Consider the following 23,930-nt stretch of genomic DNA (forward strand, 5'->3'; position numbering starts at 1 on the left):
CCATGTCTGACTGGAAAGTAGTTTACGAAGATTATCTGCCAGGGCAGCAACAGCTAAGGGAAGCGCTTTGTACGCTTGGTAACGGCTACTTTGCCACCCGCGGAGCGTTTGAGGAGTCTAGCGCAGATGATAGCGTAAACTACCCTGGCACCTACCTGGCTGGTGGCTATAACCGCCTTTTTACCGAACTGGCCGGTAAGCAAATTGAAAATGAGGACCTGGTAAACTGGCCTAACTGGCTGCCCCTTACTTTTCGGCATCCGGGCGAGGAGTGGTTTAGCCTCAGAAAGGTAAAGCTGATCAGCTTTCGGCAGGAGCTGGACATGCACCAGGGGCTGCTGGAGCGGCAAATGCACTTCCGGGACGAGAAGGACCGGGAGACTATGCTGGTCAGCAGACGGCTGGTAAGTATGGCCAACAAGCATGTAGGCGCAGTCAATTGGGAGCTTACGCCACTGAACTGGTCTGGTGTACTTGAAATTTCGTCTGCGCTGGATGGGAAAGTGACCAACAGCTGCGTTTCCCGCTACCGCGACCTCAACAGTAAACATCTCCGCTCACTCTTTCAGGGCCAGCATAACGATGAAACTATTTATCTGGAAGTAGAGACGGTGCAGTCGGGGCTGTCTATGGCGCAGGCAGCCCGAACACGTATATACTTAGAGCCTTCTAATGATAAAATAGAACGTGAGCTGCTGATGGAGGAAGGGTACATTGAGCAGCGTATAAAATTTAAATGCCAGGAGGGACACCCAGTCATCATTGAGAAAGTGGTGCAAATTCATACTTCCCGCGATCAGGCAATCACGGAGCCGCTGCAGGAAGCACGCAAGAACATTGACCGGCAGGGCAGCTTTCCTCACCTGCTGGATAAGCACAAGAGTGCCTGGCAGCGCCTCTGGAACCGCTGCGACCTTATACTTGCCTGCAACATGCAGGCACAATCTATCCTGCGGCTGCACATTTTCCATCTGCTTCAGACTGTCTCTGCCAACACAGTAGGTATGGATGTAGGCGTGCCAGCGCGGGGTTTGCACGGCGAAGCTTACCGTGGGCATATCTTTTGGGATGAGCTTTTCATTTTTCCTTTCCTGAACCTGCGCCTTCCGGAGTTAACGCGGGAATTGCTTCTTTACCGGTACCGCCGCTTACCCGAGTCACGGTATGCAGCCTCGCAGGCAGGTTACCGGGGAGCTATGTTTCCGTGGCAGAGCGGCAGCAACGGCCGCGAAGAAACCCAGGAAATACACTTAAACCCCAAGTCAGGCCGCTGGCTACCTGATAATACGCACCTGCAACGCCACATTAGCGCGGCCATCGCTTACAACGTTTGGCAGTATTTTCAAGCTAATGAAGACATGGCGTTTATGACCTTTGTGGGCGGTGAAATGATTTTTGATATCGCGCTGTTTTGGTCTACCGTAGCCGTTTTTAACGCAGATCGGGGCCGTTACGAGATACATAATGTAGTTGGCCCTGATGAGTACCATACCGACTACCCAGACTCAGAACAGCCCGGGCTAAATAACAATGCCTATACAAACGTGATGGCCGTGTGGGTTATTCAGGCTGCCTTAAAGCTGCTCGATATTTTAGACGACTCACGTGTGGAGGAGCTTTTTCAGAAGCTAGCTATAACCGAACAGGATGTGAAGCGCTGGAAAGCCATCACCGAAACCATGTATGTGCCCTTTATTGGTGATACCAACATCATCGCCCAGTTTGAAGGCTACGAGCAGTTGGAGGAGTTTCCGTGGGAGGAGTATAAAACTAAGTATGGAGAAGCCATGCGGCTAGACCGAATCCTGGAAAGCGAAGGTAAAGATGTTAATAAGTATAAAGCCAGCAAACAGGCAGATGTTCTGATGCTTTTTTACCTTTTTTCCTCAGAAGAACTGGTAGAGCTATTTCAGCGACTTCAGTATGACTTTAAGCCGGAAAGTATACCTGAAAATATTGCTTACTACGAACAACGGACTTCGCATGGGTCAACGCTGAGCAAAATTGTGCACTCCTGGGTATTGGCCCGCTCTGACAGAAAGCGCGCCTGGAGCAATTTTAAAACAGCCTTGGTGAGCGATGTGGAAGATGTGCAGGGAGGAACAACAGCCGAAGGAATACATTTAGGCGCAATGGCTGGCACCGTAGACCTAGTGCAACGTAGTTTTACCGGTTTAGAGATAAGAGATAATGTGCTCTGGTTAAACCCAGTATTGCCGGAGGAGATTGGCTGTCTCAAGTTTCAGATCCGTTACCGGGGCCACTGGGTCTCGCTGGAAGTCACGCACGATACACTGCGCATTACCTTCGACAGAGGCTGGTCAAACGAAGTGCTGATCGGGGTTTTGGGCGAAGTTTATACTTTCCAAACAGGAGAGGAGCGTGAGTTTGATATTGCCCAATAAACTATTTTCACTTAAACATTTACCAATCGCATGAGCGATGTAATCACAATTACCTTAAACCCAGCCTTAGACAAAAGCACACACGTGCCGCTGGTGCTGCCCGAAAAAAAACTACGGTGCGATGAGCCAACCTATGAGCCGGGTGGAGGCGGTATCAACGTATCCAGGGCCTTAAAGAAGCTTGGCAGTAACTCTTCCGCCTGGGTGCTGGTTGGCGGCCCGTCCGGTGAGCGCATCTGTAAGTTGCTGGAAGACGAAGGTGTAGAGTATAAGGCGATCAAAACTAAAAACTGGACCCGCGAAAACCTGATGGTGATGGAGAGCAACTCCGGCAACCAGTACCGGTTTGGTATGCCGGGCCCGGAAGTGCAGGAGCAGGAGTGGCGGCAGTGTTTGGAGGAACTGGAGCAACTATCACCTGAAAAAACACCCAAGTATGTTGTTGCTAGCGGTAGCCTTCCGCCGGGAGTGCCGGACAATTTTTACGAGCAACTCGCTACTATCGCGCACCGAAAAAATTTTCGTCTGATAGTGGATACTTCCGGGGATGCCCTGCTGAATGCAGCAGGAGAGGGAGTATACCTGCTTAAGCCTAACTTAGGTGAGTTGGCAGCGCTGGCAGGCAAGGAGAAAATATCGGCTATGGAGCAGGAAGAAATTGCCAAGCAGGTGCTGGAACAGGGGAAATGCAAGGTGCTGGTGGTATCGTTAGGGCCGCGCGGCGCTATGCTGGCCTCCCAAGAAGGTATAACCTATGTGGTGCCGCCAACCATGCCACAGCAGAGTGCCGTTGGTGCCGGCGATAGTATGGTGGCTGGTATGGTGCTTTGTCTGCTTGAAGGCGGCAGCTTAAGCGATATGGTGCGGTATGGTGTGGCAGCTGGTACTGCCGCTACCATGACTCCCGGTTCTGAGCTTTGCCGTAAAGAAGACACAGATAAAATTTACCAATGGCTTCTGGAGCACAAGGAGCAGGTATAAAAAAGTATGGCGAGGTTTTCGACTCGCCATACTTTACATATTGTATTAGTTGCGGTTATTCGCGTTAAGGTCAGTGAACGCCTCTTTCAAACGGGCGATAAAATTCTTCTCGCCTTCACGAAGCCATACGCGTGGGTCGTAGTACTTCTTGTTGGGAGAGTCCTCACCGTCCGGGTTGCCGATCTGGCTCTGCAGGTAACCTTTTTTATCCTCGTAATAATTACGGATACCTTCCCAGAATGCCCACTGCATGTCGGTGTCAATGTTCATTTTGATGGCGCCATACTCAATAGCTTCCTTAATCTGGTGCTTCTCAGAGCCTGAGCCACCATGGAACACGAAATGAACAGGGTTAGGGCCTGTGCCGAACTTCTGCTGGATGAAGTCCTGAGAGTTTTTCAGGATATCAGGTCGTAGCTCTACGTTACCCGGCTTATATACACCGTGTACATTTCCGAAGGCCGCCGCAATGGTAAAGCGCGTGCTTATTTTGTTCAGCTCTTCGTAGGCATAAGCTACCTCTTCCGGTTGCGTATACAGTCTGGAGCTATCAACGCCTGTGTTGTCCACGCCGTCTTCCTCTCCGCCGGTTACACCCAACTCAATTTCTACGGTCATGCCCATACGGTCCATACGCTTCAAGTAGCTGGCGCAGGTTTCGATGTTCTCTTTGATTTCCTCCTCAGAAAGGTCCAGCATGTGAGAGCTGTATAGCGGCTTGCCGTGCTGCTCAAAGTATTTTTCACCTGCATCCAGCAGGCCGTCAATCCAAGGGAGCAGTTTTTTTGCAGCGTGGTCTGTGTGCAGTACTACAGGCACACCGTAAGCTTCAGCCATCAGGTGCACGTGCTGGGCTCCTGAAATAGCGCCGGCGATAGCAGCTTTCTGCTCGTCGTTTGCTAAGCCTTTACCGGCAAAAAACTGTGCTCCGCCATGGGAGAACTGGATAATTACTGGTGAGTTTACTGCTTTTGCCGTTTCAAGAACAGCGTTTACAGAGTCAGTGCCAATTACGTTTACGGCAGGAAGCGCGAAGTTATTCTCATTCGCATACTTGAAAAGCTCTGTTACTTCATCACCGAAAAGTACACCCGGTCTGAATCTTGTTTTAGTTTCGTTCACAGATTTATTTTATTAATGGTTGATTTAAAAGAATCCGTTTTAAATATTTTAAGACCTGAATTTAGGAGCCTTTTACTGTAAAAGCAAACGCAGCTCTCATACAAGCATAAGCTAATCAAATACGAGTACTTTATCTTTGTGTTTGCCACGCATATAGTTGCGGATAATCTGCTGCACGTCCTTGTTATCGTTGTAGCGTTGTATGGCAGATTTAAAGTCCTCCAGGTTATTGGCAGAGAATGTTTCATCTACAAAACCAAACCCAAGATAAGTGCCGTGCTCTACTACAACCACGGAGCGCTCGCCCGGCTCACGGCCTTTGCCGATAATGACGAAGCTGGTGTGCTCATAAGTAAACGAGTCAATCGCCTCCTCCACACGTTTGTTATACTCCTCCGGACTTTCCTTGCCAATACAAGCCCCCTGGCACTGGTGGACCTGATGATCAAAGCATGCACCGTTTGTCTTGTACAAATCGCACAGTTTCTGGCAGAGGTTATACTTGGCTACTTTATGGAAGAGGAAACCTTTGGCTTTAAAATGATTTGAAAGCGCGATAATTGGAGTCATGCTGATGTTGTCAGCTTTGTTCACGCTGCCGTAGCTAAGGCGTTTGTAGCCGTTTTCATCTTCGTAAACAAAGATACCGGTGTTAAACACACTGCGGCGCTGAGCGCGGTTGTACTGCGGTTTCATGCGCTTTATCTCAGCCGACTCGAACAGTAGCGATACCAGTTCATTGCCCATCAACTCATAGGATATATCCGTAATGTTGTTTTTAAAGTCAAGCGATTTGCGGCTTTTATAGTCTATGTTGAAATGCTGAATGATGCGTTTCTTTATGTTGATGCTTTTACCAACATAGATAACCTCGCCCTCCTCGTTATAAAAGTAATACACACCTGGCACCATAGGGAGCGCATCTACCTGCTCTTTACTAATGGCTGGGGGCAGCAACGATGTTTTAATCTCCTGCTTCAGCACCTGCGAGGTATGCTCGGCGGCCATGTTCATGTTGCCGTCCACCACCGGGCGGTTGATCTTGATGAGCCTGTCGAAAAGTATGGCAGTGGCTTCGGCGTCGCCGATGGCGCGGTGCCTTTGGGTTAAGGGGATGTCTATACTTTTGCAGAGCTTGCCCAGGCTGTAAGATGGCAAACCGGGCATCAAAGAGCGGCTGAGGCGTACGGTGCAAAGCGTTTTGCGCTGAAAGGTGAAGCCAAGGTCGGCAAACTCCTTCTTCATAAACGAGTAGTCAAACCGTACGTTATGCGCTACAAATACCTTCCCCTCCGTAAACTCTACAATCTCTTTTGCCACCTCATAAAACTTAGGCGCGTCCTGCACCATGTCGTCTTTTATTCCTGTAAGTTGGGTGATAAAGTAGGGAATGGTGCGCTCAGGGTTTATAAGCGTATGGTATTTGTCTACGATCTTCTCCCCATCGTGTATGAAAATAGCAATTTCGGTGATCTTGTCCTGGTGCGGCTGACCTCCGGTAGTCTCAATATCTACTATCGCGTACAAGTTGCTTTGGTTTAGGTGGTGTTCATCGGGGCCGGAGGCATCTGCTGCGGGCCCTTCTTCTAAACCAAAATTCTTAGTAATCCGTTTCAAATCGCTCTGGTTGCTTTAATGCTGCAAATGCTGTTAGCAAAATTACTCGTTCGGGTTCTTTTTGCCGCGCAAAATGCCATTTACTATTTCATCAAACCAATTCCGGACGCGCCCTTTCCTTTTTGGTTTCAACTCGTCCATATCTGCCATCAGAAAACCAATTGGTTGCAGCGGCTCATACACATCAAAAATCACTTTCATCATGGCAATCATCGGGATAGAGAGAATCATACCTGCCGCTCCCCAAACCTCACCGCCGATCAAGAGGGCAAGTATGGCCGCAAACGGGTTCAGGCTTACTTTAGAGCCCACCACAAACGGAGTGATAAAGTTACCTTCCAGAAACTGCACAAACATAAAAACTATTACCACCAGCACCGCATCCAGCAGGTTGCCGGTAGTGGCTAGGGTAAAAAGGGCTGGCAGCGATGCGCCAATAAGTATACCGATGTAAGGAATAATGGTAAGTATGGAGGCAAACACCCCAAAGAAGATGGCGTACTTTACGCCAAGTATAAGCAGCCCGGCAGTATTCAGCAGCGCCACCACCACAATTACAATCATCAGCCCAGAAATGTAGCTCTGCACCACATGTTGTATGTCCGTTATGGTCTTGATGACACCTCCGCGCCGGTCTTTGGTCACAAACTTGAATAGAAACTGCTCCAGGTGATCGCGGTAGTATAGCAGCAGGAATACAAAAATAGGCACCAAAGTAAGAACTGTAATAGCGCCTGTGGTGATAGAAATAGTACTGCCCAGAAACGTGGTGGTAAACTCCTGCAGCCCGCCAATAGCATTCTGAAACAACTCTGACTTATTAGGTGGCGCAATGCCGAAATTGCTAAGCATGAACTCCTGCATCCTGGTTATCAGCTTTTGCATGTTTTTACCTATCGTCTCCAGCTCAGAAGCAAGGCTAACCAGCTGCATGGATAACAGCCAAACCACCAGGCCAAGTATAACAATTACCAGCGTGATGCTGGCAAGTATGGCCAAAGGCCTTGGGAAGCGCAGCTTTTTCTCCAGGTCACGAGTAAGTGGAAGCAGCAGCAAGGCAAAGAGAAGTCCAAAAGCCAAAGGCATTAAAATCGCCTTGAATGCCTGTAGTGTGTATATAAGCAGGGCGAAGCCCAGAAGTATAACAGTGTATTTAAAATAAGCGGGTAGTTTTATTTCCATTTAACAATTTGTTGACATTTGTCGGATTTGCCAAGGTCTGTGTCTGCCTCTCAAAATAAGCGAATGTTAAGCGTTAAAGCATCTATTTATTAATATATAAAGTTGCTAAATAATTTAGTTAAAACACCTTTAAAATGCTGGAGGTTTGCTGAACTAGCTTCATGATTATACTGTTAATAGACAGATGCAGCTTTTTGAGTAAGGAGAATAACTAAAATAATTAGTAAATCATTTAGGTTCTTCTTAATTTAGCCTTGGATAGGAACTATTCAGTTGCGTCTTGTTTTCTATATTTTCCTATCTTTCGCATTGATATTACCTAATCAACTACACTTACGCTTACAGAATGGCAGAGTTAGAGCACAATTACAATGAAGACAGCATCCGCTCCCTGGAGCCCCGCGAACACATCAGGCTGCGCCCGGGTATGTATATCGGTAAACTGGGCGATGGTTCTTCGGCAGACGACGGTATTTACATTTTAGTAAAAGAGGTAATCGATAACTCCATCGACGAACACGTGATGGGTTACGGTAAGACTATCGAGGTCAAAATATCCGACCACAAAGTGCAGGTGCGCGACTACGGCCGTGGTATTCCGTTGGGTAAGGTAATTGACTGTGTGAGCAAGATCAACACCGGCGGCAAGTATGACAGCAAGGCCTTCCAGAAGTCTGTGGGTTTGAATGGTGTGGGTACTAAAGCGGTAAATGCGCTTTCCAGCCATTTCCGGATTCAGTCTGTGCGTGATGGTAAAATGAAAGCCGCCGAATTTGAGAAAGGCTTGCTGACAGACGACCAGGAGGTGCAGGACTCTAGCCAGCGTAACGGTACCCTCACAATCTTTACTCCGGACGATTCCATCTTTAAGAATTATCAGTTTAACCCGGACTACCTGGAAAACCAGATATGGAACTATGTGTATCTGAATGCTGGTCTGACTATAAATTTCAACGGTAAAAAATTCTACTCTGAAAACGGCCTGCTGGACCTGCTCCGCAACAAAGCCGACGAGGAGAGCATGCGTTACCCGATCATCCACCTGAGAGGAGAGGATATAGAATTAGCCCTGACGCATGGCAATGACTACGGTGAGGAGTATTACTCGTTTGTGAACGGCCAGTACACAACTATGGGCGGTACGCACCTGGCGGCTTTCCGCGAAGCAGTAGTGAAGACCGTGCGCGACTTCTACAAAAAAGACTATGATGCCACTGATATCCGCGGGTCTATTATAGGTGCCATTTCTTTGCGTGTCCAGGAGCCGGTTTTTGAATCGCAGACAAAGACAAAGCTTGGCTCTATTGAGATGGGGCCAGACGGGCCAGCCGTGCGTGCTTTCATCAATGACTTTGTGAAGGAGCATCTGGATAACTACCTGCACAAGAACCCAACTACCGCCGAGGCGCTGAAAAAACGCATAGAGCAAAGTGAGCGGGAGCGCAAAGACATGGCCGGCGTGAAAAAACTGGCGAACCAGCGTGCTAAAAAAGCTAACCTGCACAACCGCAAGCTCCGCGACTGCCGCCTGCACTTCAACGAGGATAAGCACGAGAACTCGCTGCTGTCTACGCTCTTCATCACGGAGGGTGATTCGGCGAGTGGTTCCATTACCAAGTCTCGCAATGTAGATACTGAGGCTGTTTTCAGCTTGCGCGGTAAGCCTCTGAACTGCTTCGGCATGAAAAAGAAAGTAGTGTACGAGAACGAGGAGTTTAACCTGTTGCAACACGCGCTTAATATTGAGGAAGGCTTGGAAAACCTGCGTTACAACCGAGTGGTAATCGCCACAGATGCCGATGTAGACGGGATGCACATCCGCCTGCTGCTGCTAACGTTCTTCCTGCAGTTCTTCCCGGATTTGGTGCGTAACGGGCACGTGTTTATACTTGAAACGCCGCTTTTCCGGGTACGCAACAAGAAAGAAACGATCTACTGCTACAACGAAACTGAAAAGCAAGAAGCCATTAACAAGCTTGGAAAGAAGCCTGAAATCACGCGGTTTAAAGGTTTGGGTGAGATTTCTCCGGATGAGTTCGGGAAGTTTATTGGAGAGAACATCAAGCTGAAGCCGGTGATCCTGCACAAGGATACCACTATCCAAAAAATGCTGAGCTACTACATGGGTAAAAATACACCAGACCGTCAGCAGTTTATTATCGAGAACCTGAAGATTGAAAAAGATATAGTAGAAGAAGTATATGCATAACGACGAGTTGAACAAGGAAGAATTAGAGCATAACGAAGAGCTGGAGGTGGAGTTCACGGATGGAGAGGAAGAAATCATCCATAACGTAACGCCTGTTTCCGGACTGTATGAAAACTGGTTCCTCGACTATGCTTCTTACGTAATACTGGAACGTGCAGTGCCAGCCATAGAAGACGGCCTCAAGCCGGTGCAGCGCCGTATCCTGCACGCCATGCGCGAGATGGACGATGGCCGCTTCAACAAGGTAGCTAACGTGATTGGCCAGACCATGCAGTACCACCCGCACGGTGACGCCTCTATTGGCGACGCCATGGTAAATATCGGGCAGAAAGACCTGCTGATTGAGACACAGGGTAACTGGGGTGATGTACGTACCGGCGATAGTGCAGCTGCACCGCGTTACATTGAGGCACGACTTTCTAAGTTTGCGCTGGATGTAGTGTTTAACCCACAGACAACGCTTTGGCAGCTAAGTTACGATGGACGAAAAAATGAGCCGGTAACACTGCCTGTAAAGTTTCCGCTGCTGCTGGCGCAGGGGGTAGAGGGTATCGCTGTAGGTCTTTCTACTAAGATTATGCCACATAACTTCAGAGAACTGATCAAAGGCTCTGTGGATATACTGAAAGGCCGTAGTACAAACCTGCTGCCAGACTTCCTGACAGGCGGCCAGGTAGACGTGACCAACTATAACGGTGGCCAGCGCGGGGGTAAAATCCGTGTGCGCGCCACTATAGAGAAGGTAGATAAAACCATGCTGATTATCCGTGATGTGCCTTACGGCACAACTACGACTGGTCTGATGGAGTCTATTGTAAAAGCAAGCGAGAACAATAAGATCAAGGTAAAGAAAGTAGTTGATAATACGGCTGCCGATGTTGAGATACAGGTGCATTTACCGGCAGGTGTTTCTCCGGACTTAACCATAGATGCGCTTTATGCCTTTACCGATTGCGAGGTATCCATCTCTCCGAACGCTTGTGTGATTATCAATGATAAGCCACACTTCCTGGATGTAAACGAGCTGCTTCGAATTTCTACTTTCAAAACAGTAGACCTGCTCAAACGCGAGTTAGAGATCCGAAAAGGTGAGTTAGAGGACAAATGGCATTACTCATCGCTGGAGAAAATTTTTATCGAGAACCGCATTTACCGCGATATTGAGGAATGTGAGACTTGGGAGGCTGTATTAATTGCCATTGACAAAGGCCTGGATCCTTACAAGCACCTGCTGCGCCGTGAAGTAACAGAAGAAGACATTATCCGTCTGACTGAAATAAAGATAAAGCGCATCTCCAAGTATGACTCCTTCAAAGCGGATGAATACATCAATAAGCTGGAAGAGGAGATGGCTGTCGTGGATGATAACCTGGCAAACCTGATCCGCTACGCAATCGCATACTTTGAAGGACTCCTGAAAAAGTATGGGCAAGGCAAAGAGCGGCGCACGCAGGTTAAAACTTTTGATGTGATTAATGCACAGAACGTTGCCATAGCCAACCAAAAGCTATACATGAACGCAAAGGATGGCTTTATCGGAACGGCGCTGCGTAAAGACGAGTTTGTATGCGACTGCTCCGATATGGATGATATCATCGTGTTCCGTAAGGATGGCAAGTTCATGGTGACCAAAGTGGCTGAGAAAACCTTTGTTGGGAAAGATATTATCCTGGCCGGTGTCTACAATAAGAACGACGAGCACATGGTCTACAATATGATTTACTTAGATGGTAAGTCAGGTGTATCGTTTGCCAAGCGCTTTGCCGTTAAATCCATCACCCGCGACAAAGAGTATGATTTGACGAAGGGTAACAAAGGATCTAAGGTACACTACCTGACAGCAAATCCTAACTCAGAGTCAGAGGTGGTTACAATTTCACTTACGCCAAACGCATCAGCCAGAAACAAGGTCCTTGATTTTGATTTTGCAGAGCTGATGATCAAAGGCAAGGGCTCTAACGGCAATATCGTTACTAAATACCCGGTTAAGAAGGTCGTTCAGAAGAGTTTAGGCGAGTCTACACTAGGCGGACGCGAGATTTATTATGATGAGGTAATCGGAAGGCTGAATACAGAAGGCCGTGGCCGTTATCTGGGCTCCTTCAATACAGACGATTCTATACTTGCCGTATACGAAGACGGCACTTATGAGCAAACCTCGTTTGACCTGGCTAACCACTATACTGTAGAGAAGCTGAAGGTGCTGCAAAAGTTTGATCCGGAACTGGTAATCTCTGCCATCTACTACGAAGGCGATAATAAAACCTACTATGTAAAGCGTTTCAAAATTGAGACGACTTCGGTGGGCAAGCGGTTTTCATTTATACCTGAGACAAAAAACTCCAGACTGGAAGCTGTGTCTACACATCCGGAGCCATTGGCAAGTATAAAGTTCAAGCGTTCCTTGCGTGGTGAGCGGGAATCAGAGAAAATTTTACTGAACGAATTTATAGATGTTAAGGGCTGGAAAGCATTAGGTAACAAGCTCAACTACTTTAAGATTTTTGAGGTAGAAGTGTTGAAGATGCAGGAAGTAGAGCAGCCGCAGGATGACAGGCCAAAATCAAAAAAAGCGGCTAAAAAGGAACCGGTTACGCTGCCCTCTAAATTAAAAGAACTTGCTGAGGAAGCAGCCAGAGCCAGCGGCACCCAACCCAAGCCAACTGAAGACGTAGAAACAGACAAAGAGGCTGACAAGGCCAAGAAGGCTCTGAAGGAGAAGAAGCAGTTTGATCTTTTCTAAATTCTCTCCTGCAGCCTTGCATAAGTCTAACGTACTTAGTAGATTACAGGAGTGAATTTTTCTTTTATGAATAAAACTTTTAAAGCTGCCATACTTTCATGCGTACTCTGTTTAGCATTTCCTGCGGTTATTCTGGCAGAGGGAGGCGAATCAGGTAACAATGAATTGATGAAACGTGCGGAGCAGCTTTTAAGTGATTATAAAGAAAGCGAAGCGCTTCTTCTTTTTGAAGAGGTTATCGCCAAAACTCCTGATAACTACGAGGCACTTTGCAGAGCCAGTTTGCTTCATAGCCGAATTGGTGAGAGATTTTCGGACGAAACCCGAAAGCAGGCTCATTTTACGAAGGCGAAAGAATTTGCTGCCAAAGCGTATGAGCTGCAGCCAACCGATGCACAGTCTAATTACGTGATGGCCGTGTCATTGGGGGTTAACGCCATGGTTTTAGGGCCAAAGGAAAGGCTAACTGGTATACATCAGATTAAATCTTTTGTAGATGCGGCGCTTGCTAATAACGACCAGCATGCTGGAGCCTGGCATGCACTCGGTCGCTGGTATTTTAAAATGGCTAACCTGAACTTTGCTGAAAAGGCTGCCTCTAAAGTTTTTTTCGGAGGCGTTTGCGGTGAGGCCACAAATGAGAAAGCCGCCGAAGCCATAGAGCATGCTATAGCCAATGAGCCTGATAACATTCGTTATTATTATGATCTTGCCAGCGTTTACAAGGAAATGAAAAATACCACCGCCTGTGTAAGTATTTTAAAGAAAGCACTTACGCTGACACTCGACACGAAAGAGGAGTTGGAGCTTAGCAGGCGATGCAGTATGATGTTGCAGCAGCAGCAGAAAATGTAAAATGGTAAATAAACTGCAAAAAGCCTGCTCCCAATTCGGTGGCAGGCTTTTTGTTTTAACTGTGAGGCACGCTTCCTGCGCAAGATGTGTTTCTATTTGGGTAAAATGTCTTAATTTAGCGCGGTAAGTATGAAACCCTTTACAGAAGTATAAATTAGGCCGGTAATGGTGCGGAATGTAAGCTTGATGCTGTTGGTATTATTGATGAGCCTAAGTTCCTGTGACTTTGAAGAAGGGAACAAGGAGCAGATGGTAAATCTGCAGGAGGTGAAAGATGATCCTGCCGCACAGTTGCAAAACCTGAATGCTGCTATAGAGAACTCGAAGCGAGACGGTAGTTTATATGCCCGCCGTGCCGTTGTGCTGCTTCAGAAAAGTAATTTAGAGCAAGCGCTGCAGGATGCTGAAGAAGCGGTGAGGCTAACAAAAAAAGAGCCTTATACTTTGTTTGTGAAAGCACAGGTGCTGCGCGCAATGGGTAAGCCGGAAGAAGCGCTGCCGCTGGCGCTTACTGCAGAACGAAACTCCTACCAGAGTGCATCTTTATATGTACTGCTAGGGGAGTTATACTTGCAGCGCAAAGAGTATAAGCAGGCGATGGAGTATGTTAGAAAAGCACAGGAGCTTTCACCCGCCGATGAATTTGCTTTTTACTACAAAGGCCGGGTGCAGGAGGCAACCGGAGACTCTGCCAAGGCTCTGCAGAACTATAAGCTGGCCCTGGAGCAGGCACCGGACTTCATGCAGCCGCAGCGCGAACTGGCAGCCTTGCTAGTAGGCAAGGGAGAGTTTTATGCCGCGAAGCCATACTTGCAAAGCGCCATAAAAAAAGCTCCGGAAGACGCTAAGCTATGGTACAACAAGGGAATTGTATATCAGGTTGATCAGAAGCAGGACAGCGCTATGCAAGCTTTCGCTAAAGCAGTAAGTATAAACGATACTTTATCCGGCGCTCAATATAAACTTGGTGTGCATCAGCTTACCCTCGGGAATAATGAGGAGGCACTAGAGCACCTCGAGAAAATTTATCATAATAAGAAGTATAAGCTTAATCAGGAATACCTGATTAAATTGGCTACTGCTTATGAGCGAACAGGCTTGTATACCAAAGCCCTCACCACGTATGAGCGGTTATTAAAGATAGACCCAACCGCCACGTATGCCAACAGGTCCATTGCCCGATTAAAGTATAAAGTTGAAAGACCAATACCTGATAGTGCAGCTGTACGCCTACAGGAACAGATAGAAAGATAAACAACTATGATTAACATCACACTGCCAGATGGATCGGTGCGCCAGTATGATAGCGGCGTAACCAGCCTTGAGATTGCACAGAGCATTAGCGAAGGCCTTGCCCGCAACGTGCTCGCTGCCAAAGTAAACGGATCAGTTTGGGATGCTACACGCCCTATTAAAGAGGATTCTGCGGTGCAGCTGCTCACCTGGAACGATGACGAGGGCAAGAACACATTCTGGCACTCATCAGCTCACCTTTTGGCAGAAGCCCTGGAAGACCTTTACCCAGACGTTAAATTTGGAATCGGTCCTCCGGTAGAAAACGGTTTTTACTATGATGTTGATCTTGGGGAGCACCACCTTTCTCAGGAAGATATTGCAAAGCTGGAGCAGAAAATGCTGGAGCTGGCCAGACAGAAAAACGAATACCTGCGCAGTGAAGTTTCTAAAGCTGAGGCTGTTGAGTACTTCACTAAGAAAGGCGATGAGTATAAACTCGATCTGATCAAAGATCTGGAGGACGGCTCTATCACATTTTACGAGCAGGGTAAGTTTGTAGACCTTTGCCGTGGGCCGCACCTACCGAATACTGGCTTTATCAAAGCTGCCAAAATCATGAACATTGCCGGTGCTTATTGGCGTGGCGATGAGAAGAACAAGCAGTTGACCCGAATTTACGGGGTTACTTTCCCGAAACAGAAGGAGCTGACAGAATACCTGGAGCGTCTGGAGGAAGCCAAAAAACGTGACCACCGCAAACTTGGTAAAGAACTGGAGCTGTTTGCCTTTTCTGAGAAAGTAGGCATGGGCTTGCCGCTTTGGTTGCCGAAAGGAACCTTACTGCGTGAGCGCCTGGAGCAGTTTATGCGTAAAGCGCAGGTAAAGGCAGGTTACCAGCCTGTGGTTACGCCACACATCGGCAGTAAAGAGCTTTATGTTACCTCTGGACATTATGAGAAGTATGGTGCAGACTCTTTCCAGCCGATAAAGACACCAAACGAAGGAGAGGAGTTCTTCCTGAAACCGATGAACTGCCCGCATCACTGCGAAATTTACAAAACGCGCCCACGCTCTTATAAGGAGCTGCCGGTTCGTCTGGCAGAGTTCGGCACTGTATATCGTTACGAGCAAAGCGGGGAATTACACGGCTTAACGCGGGTGCGCGGGTTTACGCAGGACGATGCACATATCTTCTGCCGCCCAGACCAGGTGAAGGAAGAGTTTCTTAAAGTAATCGACCTGGTGTTGTATGTTTTCAAGGCATTGGGTTTTGAGGATTATACAGCTCAGATTTCATTACGAGACCCTGAGAACAAAGCAAAATACATTGGAGGCGATGAAGCCTGGGATAAGGCTGAGAGCGCTATTATTGAGGCAGCCGCCGAGAAAGGCCTTTCAACTGTAACCGAATTGGGAGAGGCTGCGTTTTACGGACCAAAGCTTGACTTTATGGTGAAGGATGCCCTTGGCCGTAAATGGCAACTCGGAACTATTCAGGTAGATTATCAGTTGCCAGAACGCTTCCAGTTGGAATATATTGGTGCTGATAATCAGAAGCACCGCCCTGTTATGATTCACCGCGCGCCATTTGGCTCTCTGGAGCGATTTGTGGCAGTGCTGATTGAGCATTGCGGTGGCAATTTCCCGTTGTGGCTTAGCCCTGAGCAGATCGCCATACTTCCTATCTCAGAGAAGTACCACGATTACGCTCAGCAAGTTTACGACCGCCTGCAGCAAGACGACATCAGGGGTTACATTGATAACCGCGATGAAAAGATCGGACGTAAAATCCGGGATGCTGAAGTTAGAAAGGTGCCATACATGCTGATTGTAGGGGAGAAGGAGCAGGAGAACGGTGCAGTATCAGTAAGAAGACACGGAGAGGGAGACCTTGGATCCATGGCGATTGAGGAATTTAGCACCTTCTTTCAGGGCAAAATAGCCGAAATGCTGAACAATTAAGAAAGAAATTTCTTTTTTGATATATAAATTGCGATATTCGCACCCTAATTGTAGAATTTAATTTAAAGGAGGTACAACCATAGCTACGCAAAACAGGCGCTACATCCCACGCGGAAAAGTGGAGGAGCCATACAAAGTCAATGATAAGATAACTGCCAGAGAGGTCAGGTTAGTTGGTGACAATGTTGAGCAAGGAGTATACTCAACCCGAGATGCTCAGAAAATGGCTAATGAGCAAAATCTTGACCTGGTTGAGATTTCGCCAACAGCCAACCCTCCCGTGTGCCGCATTATCGACTATTCTAAGTTCAAGTACGAACAGAAGAAGAAGACGAGGGAGATGAAGGCGAAGCAGCAAAAAGTCGTTATCAAGGAAATTCGTTTCGGCCCTAACACCGATGACCACGATTTCGAGTTTAAGCTGAAGCATGCCAAAGGCTTTCTGGAGAGCGGATATAAGATCAAATCTTATGTGCACTTCGTTGGTAGATCTATTGTGTTCAAAGAGCGCGGTGAGATCCTGCTGCTGAAGTTTGCACAAGCTCTGGAAGAACTGGCAAAAGTGGAGCAACTGCCTAAACTGGAAGGGAAACGCATGTTCCTGATTCTGTCACCGAAGAATGCTCCTGTGAAAAAGTAATTTTTTCAATTAATTATATACTCATGCCAAAAGTAAAAACCAAATCTGGTGCAAAGAAGCGTTTTTCTTTGACAGGTACTGGCAAAATTAAGCGTAAGCACGCTTACAAGAGCCACATCCTGACTAAGAAGACGACAAAGCAGAAGCGTAATTTGACGCACATCGGCCTTGTTAGCAAAGCTGATGAAGCAAACGTTAAATTCATGCTGAAAATCTAATTCTTCGATAGAATTAGAAAGGTTAATTATTAGTACGAACCCGGTATCTGGTCAATAAAGATTATTTAATCACCAGCCGCCAAAACTTTAAAGAAATGCCTAGATCGGTAAATGTCGTAGCAGCACGACACAGAAGAAAGAAAGTAATGAAAATGGCCAAAGGTTACTTTGGCCGTCGCAAGAATGTTTGGACAGTTGCGAAAAACGCGGTAGAAAAAGGTTTGCTTTATGCTTACCGCGATAGAAAAGCTAAAAAGAGAGACTTCAGAGCGCTGTGGATCCAGCGTATCAATGCCGGTGCTCGTGAACACGGTTTGTCTTACTCTGTGCTAATGGGTGGCCTGAAGAAGGCTAACATCGACCTAAACCGCAAAGTACTTGCTGACCTGGCGATGAATCATCCAGAAGCTTTCAAAACTATCGTTGATAAAGTAAAGTAATTTACTTTCAGATATATTACGAAAAGGGCTTAGCATTGCGCTAAGCCTTTTTGTTTTTATAAGCCAAGGTTGTTTAGAGTCTTCATTTCATACTTTAAAAACCGCCATTGTTGGTGTATCTCACCAGCAATTCACGCTGCAGTAGCCTCTACTTGTTGGTTTAAGCCATTTGCAAAAAAATCTAGACAGATTCGCATTTACAAAACTTTGTAATTAGCTAAAGGCAAATTATAAAGTATAAATTCAACTTACTGATCTTCATTTTCTTCAATATAAAATTTGCTAACTCGTTGAAATACTAAGCTTATCACAAACAGTATTGGAATTGCAAACCAACCAGTGAAAGCAAACTCTAATCCATTCTGCCCATCTACTACATAACACAATGTTTGTCCATTTGTAAAGAACGAAGCAAGTAATGCCTGAAGCAATGCATACTCTGTTACATTAAAAAGCAATAGCCATGTTTTCAAAGCATTATTGTCAATGTGAGTTTTCAGAATATACAAGAAGAATAACCAGGGCAAAAGAAAGCAACCTGCACCTGTTATGTGCCAAAGTACATCCCAGGCGCTAGCGCATTCAACTCCTGATAACACGATAAGCTGTTGCAGCCCTAAAATACCGACCGCAGTAAATCCTGGAATAAATAAACCAGCCAGTGAAAACCACGCTGTTGAGGACACAATGCTAAAACGGCTCTTAGCGTTATCTATCATATTGATTGGCAGAGTGAACTGTCAGCACTTTCCTATCATGAGGATAAAAAATATCCAGAAGTTCTAGCTTAGACTTTCACTTCTGGATATAAAATTTGATTTTTAAACTATACTTACCTAGTCCTGTTTGTCCTCCAGTTAGAGTTTCCTGTTTCTGCAGTTGTTGCTGTATCAGCGGTTGCTGGCTTCTGCTTGTTCATCAGCATGGCAGCCAGGGCTACTGCAATTTCGTCGGCTGCTTCATCTGGTTTTCTCTCCAGCACATCTGGGCTAAAATGGCGCTCTATAAATTTCGTGTCAAAGTTTCCGCTTACAAATGCCTCGTGCTGCAGCACATAGCTGCCGAAAGGTAAAGTCGTTTCTATACCAGTAATCTGGTACTCCTCAATAGCTCGCAGCATTTTGTCTATGGCCTCCTTACGATCTTTGCCGAATGTAACCAGCTTGGCAATCATAGGGTCATAGTAAATTGGTATTTCCATACCTTGCTCAAAACCATCATCTACACGCACGCCTAATCCTTGTGGTCTTCTGTAAGTTTCTAGCTTGCCGATATCCGGAAGGAAATTGTTTGCAGGGTCTTCGGCATAAACACGTAACTCCAGTGCATGTCCGTTTATAGTTAAGTCTTCCTGCTTAAAACTTAAGGCGTTACCCTCTGCTACAAGAATTTGTTCTTTAACAAGATCTAAACCTGTAATTTGCTCCGTTACCGGGTGCTCCACCTGTAGGCGCGTGTTCATTTCCAGGAAGTAGAAGTTCATGTTTTCATCCAATAGAAACTCTACCGTACCGGCTCCCACATAATCGCAGGCTTTGGCAACGTTCACCGCATTTCGTCCCATTTCCTCGCGCAGGGCAGGAGTGAGCACAGCAGATGGTGCCTCCTCAATTACTTTTTGGTGGCGGCGCTGGATGGAGCATTCACGTTCGAACAGATGAACAATATTGCCATGGGTATCGCCTAATACCTGAATTTCGATGTGGCGCGGAGAGCCGATGTATTTCTCGATAAAAACAGAGCCATCACCGAAAGCGGAGGTTGCTTCGCTTACAGCCAGCTGCATTTGCTCTTCAAAAGACTCCACATCATTTACGACGCGCATACCTTTGCCACCCCCACCGGCACTGGCTTTGATCAGTATCGGGAAACCTACCTGAGTGGCGATCTGCTTTGCCTCTTCCACATCAGTAATAGCATGCTCTGTGCCAGGCACCATTGGGATGTTGTATTTCGCAACTGCTGCTTTTGCGGCAAGCTTGCTACCCATTAAATCAATAGCCTCAGGAGAAGGGCCTATAAAAATTAATCCGGCCTCCTGTACGGCTTTTGCAAAACCAGCGTTCTCAGACAAGAAACCATAGCCTGGGTGAATGGCATCTACCTCAAGATCTTTGCAAACTTGTATGATCACATCGCCACGCAGGTAAGACTCACTAGATTTTGGGCCACCTACACATACAGCCTCATCGGCAAATCGAACATGTAAGGCATTGCGATCGGCTTCGCTATATACAGCTACAGTCTTGATTCCCATTTCTTTAGCTGTGCGCATAACACGCAAAGCAATCTCGCCTCGGTTGGCTACCAGTATCTTATTGATCTTTCTCATGCAAAAGCTATGGTTTATTTTACATCAAAGAAAAGCTTTTGAAGGCAAACATAAAAGTGGGTTCACCAAAAATGAAGTGTGCAGTATAGGGTAACAATTGTATATGAGGTGAATAAACCATAACTTTGCGCTACATTGTGCCTTATTGTAAAAAGTAAGGAGTGATAGCGATTTGATCTGAAATTATCCCGATAACCAAATTATTACACAAGTGGATTTATTTGAAAAGTTGTTGACCAACCGTGGTCCTTTAGGCAGCCACTCACATTATGCGCATGGCTATTTCACGTTTCCTAAACTAGAGGGTGAAATTGCTCCTCGAATGAAATTCAGAGGCAAAGATGTGTTAACCTGGAGCCTGAACAACTACCTAGGACTTGCCAACCACCCTGAGGTGCGCAAGGCTGATGCAGAAGCGGCTGCAGAATGGGGCATGGCCACACCTATGGGTGCTCGTATCATGTCCGGTAATACTAACCTGCATGAGCAACTGGAGTCTGAGCTGGCTGACTTTGTGAAGAAGGAAGATTCTATGCTGCTGAACTTTGGTTACCAGGGTGTACTATCTATTATAGATGCGCTGGTTGACCGCCACGACGTTATTGTTTACGATGCCGAATCTCATGCTTGTATCATAGACGGTGTGCGCCTGCATCAGGGTAAGCGCTTCGTGTATGGCCATAATGATATAGAGAGCCTTGAGAAGCAGCTGGAGCGTGCTACACGCTGGACACAAAACACTGGTGGCGCTATTCTGGTAATTACAGAAGGCGTATTTGGTATGTCTGGTAATTTGGGTAAGCTGCGTGAAGTGGTTGAGCTGAAGGAGAAGTTTAACTTCCGTTTGTTTGTAGATGATGCCCACGGTTTCGGTACAATGGGTGCAACAGGAGCAGGTACCGGCGAGCACTTAGGTGTGCAGGACGGTATTGATGTATACTTCTCTACGTTTGCCAAGTCTATGGCCAGCATTGGTGCCTTTGTTGCTTCTAACGAGCAAGTGGTAGAGTACCTGCGCTATAACATGCGTTCTCAGATATTTGCTAAGTCGCTGCCGATGCCTTTAGTGGTTGGTGCGCTTACACGCCTGGAGCTGCTTCGTTCTAAGCCTGAGCTGAAGGATAAGCTGTGGGAGGTAGTACACGCCTTACAAAGCGGACTACGCGAGAAAGGCTTTAATATAGGTACAACAGAATCTCCTGTAACGCCGGTATTCTTAAACGGCCAGATTCCAGACGCAACGCAGCTGACGCTGGACCTGCGCGAAAACTTCAGCATTTTCTGCTCTATTGTAGTTTATCCGGTTGTTCCTAAAGATGTGATAATGCTTCGCCTAATTCCTACTGCCGCTCATACTTTGGCCGATGTGGAAGAGACAATCAACGCATTTGAGAAAATTGCACAAAAGCTAGATAAGGGACTTTACTCTTCGCCTGCAGTTACGGCCTAGTAGCTCACAGAGGCTTATATTAAAATTCTCTAATCTTTGCTTGTTTGTAACAAATGTGTATATTAGAGCTATAAAAACAAATGTTTCACTATAACAATTGCTCTAATGAACAACAACTTTAGCAAACTGAAGGACTTAGTTATGTCTCTGGAAGGTGACTTCGAAAAGTTCTACGAAAAAAACAATGCAGCTGCTGGTACTCGCGTACGTAAGGGCATGCAAGACCTGAAGAACATGGCTCAGGATATCCGTAAGGAAGTTCAGGACATGAAAAACAGCACTGCTGACAGCAAATAGATTTCAGACAGACTGAATAAAACAAAAAGGTGACCTCAATAGGTCACCTTTTTTATTGACTTCACACTTAATATCAGTTAGTTAACGGAAATAAGGAAGTAGTTCTTCTTACCTTTCTGCACCACCAAGTACTTGCCTTGTAGCAGTTCAAAGTTAACAGCCTCTTCAGCGTTCTGCACCTTCTGGCGATTTATACTCACTCCACCATTTTTTATCATGCGGCGTGCCTCTCCCTTAGATTCAAACACTTGCCCGCCTGTTAAGTCAGAAAGGAGGTCGGTTACGGTACCGGCATTTACGTAGTCGTCCTGAGGCACCTGTATCTGAGGTACTCCTTCAAAAACCGACAGTAAAACATCCTCTTTAAGCCCTTTTAGCGTCTCTAAATCACCTTTTCCAAATAAAATTTCAGAGGCATCAACAGCAGCCATGTAGTCTTCTTCGGAATGTACCCGAATTGTAACATCTTTAGCGAGGGCTTTCTGCAACAAACGCAGGTGAGGGGCTTGTTTGTGCTCTTCTGATACCATTTGGATCTCATCCTGCGGTAGCAAAGTATAAACCTTTATCAGCTTTTCAGCTTCCTCATCCGACAGGTTTAGCCAGAACTGGTAAAACTTGTAAGGTGACGTTAAGGCAGGGTCGAGCCATACATTGCCGCCTTCAGACTTGCCGAATTTAGTGCCATCTGATTTTGTTACCAGTTTACCTACCAATGCATACGCTTTGCCTCCGTCCATGCGGCGGATAAGCTCAGTGCCGGTGGTAATGTTACCCCATTGGTCAGAGGCTCCCATTTGAATTTTGAGGCCTTTGTTCTTATAAAGATGGTAAAAGTCGTATCCTTGAATGAGCTGGTAAGCAAACTCAGTGTAGGAGAGGCCTTCAGCACGATCGCCATCTTCATCAGCGTTTATGCGCTTCTTCACAGAGTCTTTGCTCATCATGTAATTCACGGTGATGTGCTTACCCACTTCGCGCAGGAAGTCCAGGAAGTTGAAATCTTTAAACCAGTCATAGTTATTAACGATTTCAGCTGAGTTGGCGCCGCAGTTAAAGTCCAGGAATCTCTCAAGCTGGTTTTTAATACCCTCCTGATTCTCGCGCAATGCCTCTTCAGAAAGCAGGTTGCGTTCCGCTGATTTGCCGGAAGGGTCGCCAATCATACCTGTGGCACCGCCAACCAATGCATATGGTTTATGTCCGGCCCGCTGCAGGTGTACCAATAGCATGATGGTTGCCAGGTTTCCTATGTGCAGCGATTTGGCTGTTGGGTCGAAACCGATATAGCCAGAAGTCATTTCTGAGGCTAACTGTTCTTCTGTACCCGGCATGAAATCATGGAGCATGCCTCTCCAACGAAGTTCTTCAATAAGATTCATCTATACCTTCATTCATCTGTTCTGGGCAAATATAAAAAAGAGTTAGCAGACTGGGGCAGGTATGCAGCCGAAAGGATAGGAATGACTAAATTTATACTATATTAGTAGGTGACAATTTTAAAATCATAATAGTATACCTCCGCATATAATGCAGATAGTAGGAGTAGGTACTCCTGCTAGCTGGTAGTTAGGTGAAATTTTAAAGTATTTATGTCTCAGTTTATGAAAGCAAAACTTAGCTTACTTCTAATACTTCTATCACTATTTGGCTGTAACAAAGAAAATCTGTGTAGGAACGAGAATTTCTGTGCAGAGGTGAATGGGAAGAAGTGGTTCCCCAGTCAAAATGGCGACTTTAAAGCAAGTCCACTTACAGCAAGATTGCTTTACAGTGATAGTGTTTTGACAGTAAGAGCTTCGAATGGTTCTGAGAGAATCTATCTTAGCATCAGGGATTGGCAAGGTATTTCAATTAAGGATTACTTCTTGACAGACACCTTGAGTAGAGGGTATTTCGATAATAGCATTGGTTCTGATGAATTCGAAACAGATGCTGCGCATACTGGAATGGTGTCAATCACTGACATTGACAGGAGTAGAAAAACAGTGGCAGGACGTTTTCATTTCAAGGCTTTTAACCCTGTTACGGGCAAGGTCATAGATGTTTCCAACGGTGCATTCAACACCACATACGTAGAGTATTAGTAAGCATTAATTACCTTCAAAGTGCGGAAAAGGAAAATAATATAGCAAGTCTAGTCTAAATAAAGACTGTATCTTATTACTAGAAGCTATCTCATAAATTGTTTAAGCAGAATCAGCATACAAGCCAGCAGAATAAAAGCCTTGAAGTTCTCTT

General features: G+C 46.3%; 19 protein-coding genes. 13 read left to right on the top strand and 6 right to left on the bottom strand.

What is annotated here, in order from left to right; all coding sequences use genetic code 11:
* The first annotated feature begins 2 nt into the window (after window positions 1-2).
* A complete protein-coding gene (locus Q1B04_RS13860; RefSeq protein WP_299759722.1) occupies window positions 3-2,405 on the top strand; it encodes a glycosyl hydrolase family 65 protein in 2,403 nt (800 codons plus the stop codon).
* Between the two features lie 30 nt (window positions 2,406-2,435).
* Window positions 2,436-3,386, top strand: a complete 951-nt coding sequence (locus Q1B04_RS13865; RefSeq protein ID WP_299759725.1) for a hexose kinase — start codon at window positions 2,436-2,438, stop codon at window positions 3,384-3,386.
* Window positions 3,387-3,431: 45 nt separating this feature from the next.
* Here the strand turns inward: Q1B04_RS13865 and fbaA are convergent, their stop codons facing one another.
* The 3 genes from fbaA to Q1B04_RS13880 all read right to left on the bottom strand — a co-directional run bounded on the left by fbaA (window position 3,432) and on the right by Q1B04_RS13880 (window position 7,307).
* The gene (gene fbaA / locus Q1B04_RS13870; protein ID WP_299759727.1) at window positions 3,432-4,508 is read right to left on the bottom strand and encodes a class II fructose-bisphosphate aldolase; all 1,077 of its coding nucleotides are present in this window, start codon (window positions 4,506-4,508) and stop codon (window positions 3,432-3,434) included.
* 111 nt (window positions 4,509-4,619) lie between these two features.
* Window positions 4,620-6,125 carry an exonuclease domain-containing protein gene (locus Q1B04_RS13875; protein ID WP_299759729.1) on the bottom strand — a complete coding sequence of 502 codons (1,506 nt, stop codon included), beginning with the start codon at window positions 6,123-6,125 and terminating at the stop codon, window positions 4,620-4,622.
* 42 nt (window positions 6,126-6,167) lie between these two features.
* The gene (locus Q1B04_RS13880) at window positions 6,168-7,307 is read right to left on the bottom strand and encodes an AI-2E family transporter (protein WP_299759731.1); all 1,140 of its coding nucleotides are present in this window, start codon (window positions 7,305-7,307) and stop codon (window positions 6,168-6,170) included.
* 346 nt (window positions 7,308-7,653) lie between these two features.
* On the opposite strand from Q1B04_RS13880, the gene Q1B04_RS13885 reads away from it, so the two are divergent.
* From Q1B04_RS13885 to rplT, 8 genes are all read left to right on the top strand, one after another.
* Window positions 7,654-9,516, top strand: coding sequence for a DNA topoisomerase IV subunit B (locus Q1B04_RS13885; protein WP_299759733.1), 1,863 nt, complete (start codon window positions 7,654-7,656; stop codon window positions 9,514-9,516).
* A complete protein-coding gene (locus Q1B04_RS13890; RefSeq protein WP_299759735.1) occupies window positions 9,509-12,259 on the top strand; it encodes a DNA gyrase/topoisomerase IV subunit A in 2,751 nt (916 codons plus the stop codon). The genes Q1B04_RS13885 and Q1B04_RS13890 overlap by 8 nt, the downstream gene beginning before the upstream one ends.
* 66 nt (window positions 12,260-12,325) lie before the next feature.
* Entirely contained in the window at window positions 12,326-13,114 is a 789-nt protein-coding gene (locus tag Q1B04_RS13895; protein ID WP_299759737.1) for a hypothetical protein, read from the top strand.
* A gap of 186 nt (window positions 13,115-13,300) precedes the next feature.
* Window positions 13,301-14,368, top strand: a complete 1,068-nt coding sequence (locus Q1B04_RS13900) for a tetratricopeptide repeat protein (protein WP_299759739.1) — start codon at window positions 13,301-13,303, stop codon at window positions 14,366-14,368.
* 6 nt (window positions 14,369-14,374) lie between these two features.
* On the top strand, window positions 14,375-16,312 hold the full coding sequence (gene thrS / locus Q1B04_RS13905) for a threonine--tRNA ligase (protein ID WP_299759741.1): 1,938 nt from the start codon (window positions 14,375-14,377) through the stop codon (window positions 16,310-16,312).
* Between the two features lie 118 nt (window positions 16,313-16,430).
* Window positions 16,431-16,952, top strand: a complete 522-nt coding sequence (gene infC / locus Q1B04_RS13910; protein ID WP_299759743.1) for a translation initiation factor IF-3 — start codon at window positions 16,431-16,433, stop codon at window positions 16,950-16,952.
* A 23-nt stretch (window positions 16,953-16,975) separates the two neighbouring features.
* A complete protein-coding gene (gene rpmI / locus Q1B04_RS13915) occupies window positions 16,976-17,170 on the top strand; it encodes a 50S ribosomal protein L35 (protein ID WP_025605954.1) in 195 nt (64 codons plus the stop codon).
* 95 nt (window positions 17,171-17,265) lie between these two features.
* Window positions 17,266-17,610 (top strand): 50S ribosomal protein L20, encoded by a 345-nt coding sequence (gene rplT / locus Q1B04_RS13920; RefSeq protein ID WP_299759754.1) that lies wholly within the window; start codon window positions 17,266-17,268, stop codon window positions 17,608-17,610.
* A gap of 248 nt (window positions 17,611-17,858) precedes the next feature.
* On the opposite strand, the gene Q1B04_RS13925 is transcribed toward rplT, so the two are convergent.
* Together Q1B04_RS13925 and accC are read right to left on the bottom strand one after the other, a co-directional pair.
* Entirely contained in the window at window positions 17,859-18,329 is a 471-nt protein-coding gene (locus Q1B04_RS13925; protein WP_299759756.1) for a hypothetical protein, read from the bottom strand.
* A gap of 113 nt (window positions 18,330-18,442) precedes the next feature.
* A complete protein-coding gene (gene accC, locus Q1B04_RS13930; RefSeq protein WP_299759758.1) occupies window positions 18,443-19,942 on the bottom strand; it encodes an acetyl-CoA carboxylase biotin carboxylase subunit in 1,500 nt (499 codons plus the stop codon).
* Between the two features lie 211 nt (window positions 19,943-20,153).
* Here accC and Q1B04_RS13935 point away from each other — a divergent pair, with 211 nt between their 5' ends.
* Together Q1B04_RS13935 and Q1B04_RS13940 are read left to right on the top strand one after the other, a co-directional pair.
* Window positions 20,154-21,392, top strand: coding sequence for a pyridoxal phosphate-dependent aminotransferase family protein (locus Q1B04_RS13935; protein WP_299759760.1), 1,239 nt, complete (start codon window positions 20,154-20,156; stop codon window positions 21,390-21,392).
* Between the two features lie 105 nt (window positions 21,393-21,497).
* Window positions 21,498-21,689 carry a histone H1 gene (locus Q1B04_RS13940; RefSeq protein ID WP_299759762.1) on the top strand — a complete coding sequence of 64 codons (192 nt, stop codon included), beginning with the start codon at window positions 21,498-21,500 and terminating at the stop codon, window positions 21,687-21,689.
* Between the two features lie 77 nt (window positions 21,690-21,766).
* Here Q1B04_RS13940 and tyrS read toward each other — a convergent pair whose 3' ends face one another.
* Window positions 21,767-23,071 (bottom strand): tyrosine--tRNA ligase, encoded by a 1,305-nt coding sequence (tyrS, locus tag Q1B04_RS13945; protein ID WP_299759764.1) that lies wholly within the window; start codon window positions 23,069-23,071, stop codon window positions 21,767-21,769.
* Between the two features lie 222 nt (window positions 23,072-23,293).
* Here tyrS and Q1B04_RS13950 point away from each other — a divergent pair, with 222 nt between their 5' ends.
* Entirely contained in the window at window positions 23,294-23,776 is a 483-nt protein-coding gene (locus Q1B04_RS13950; protein WP_299759765.1) for a DUF6252 family protein, read from the top strand.
* The last annotated feature ends 154 nt before the right edge of the window (window positions 23,777-23,930 follow it).

Source organism: uncultured Pontibacter sp., assembly GCF_947495565.1.
GTDB lineage: Bacteria > Bacteroidota > Bacteroidia > Cytophagales > Hymenobacteraceae > Pontibacter.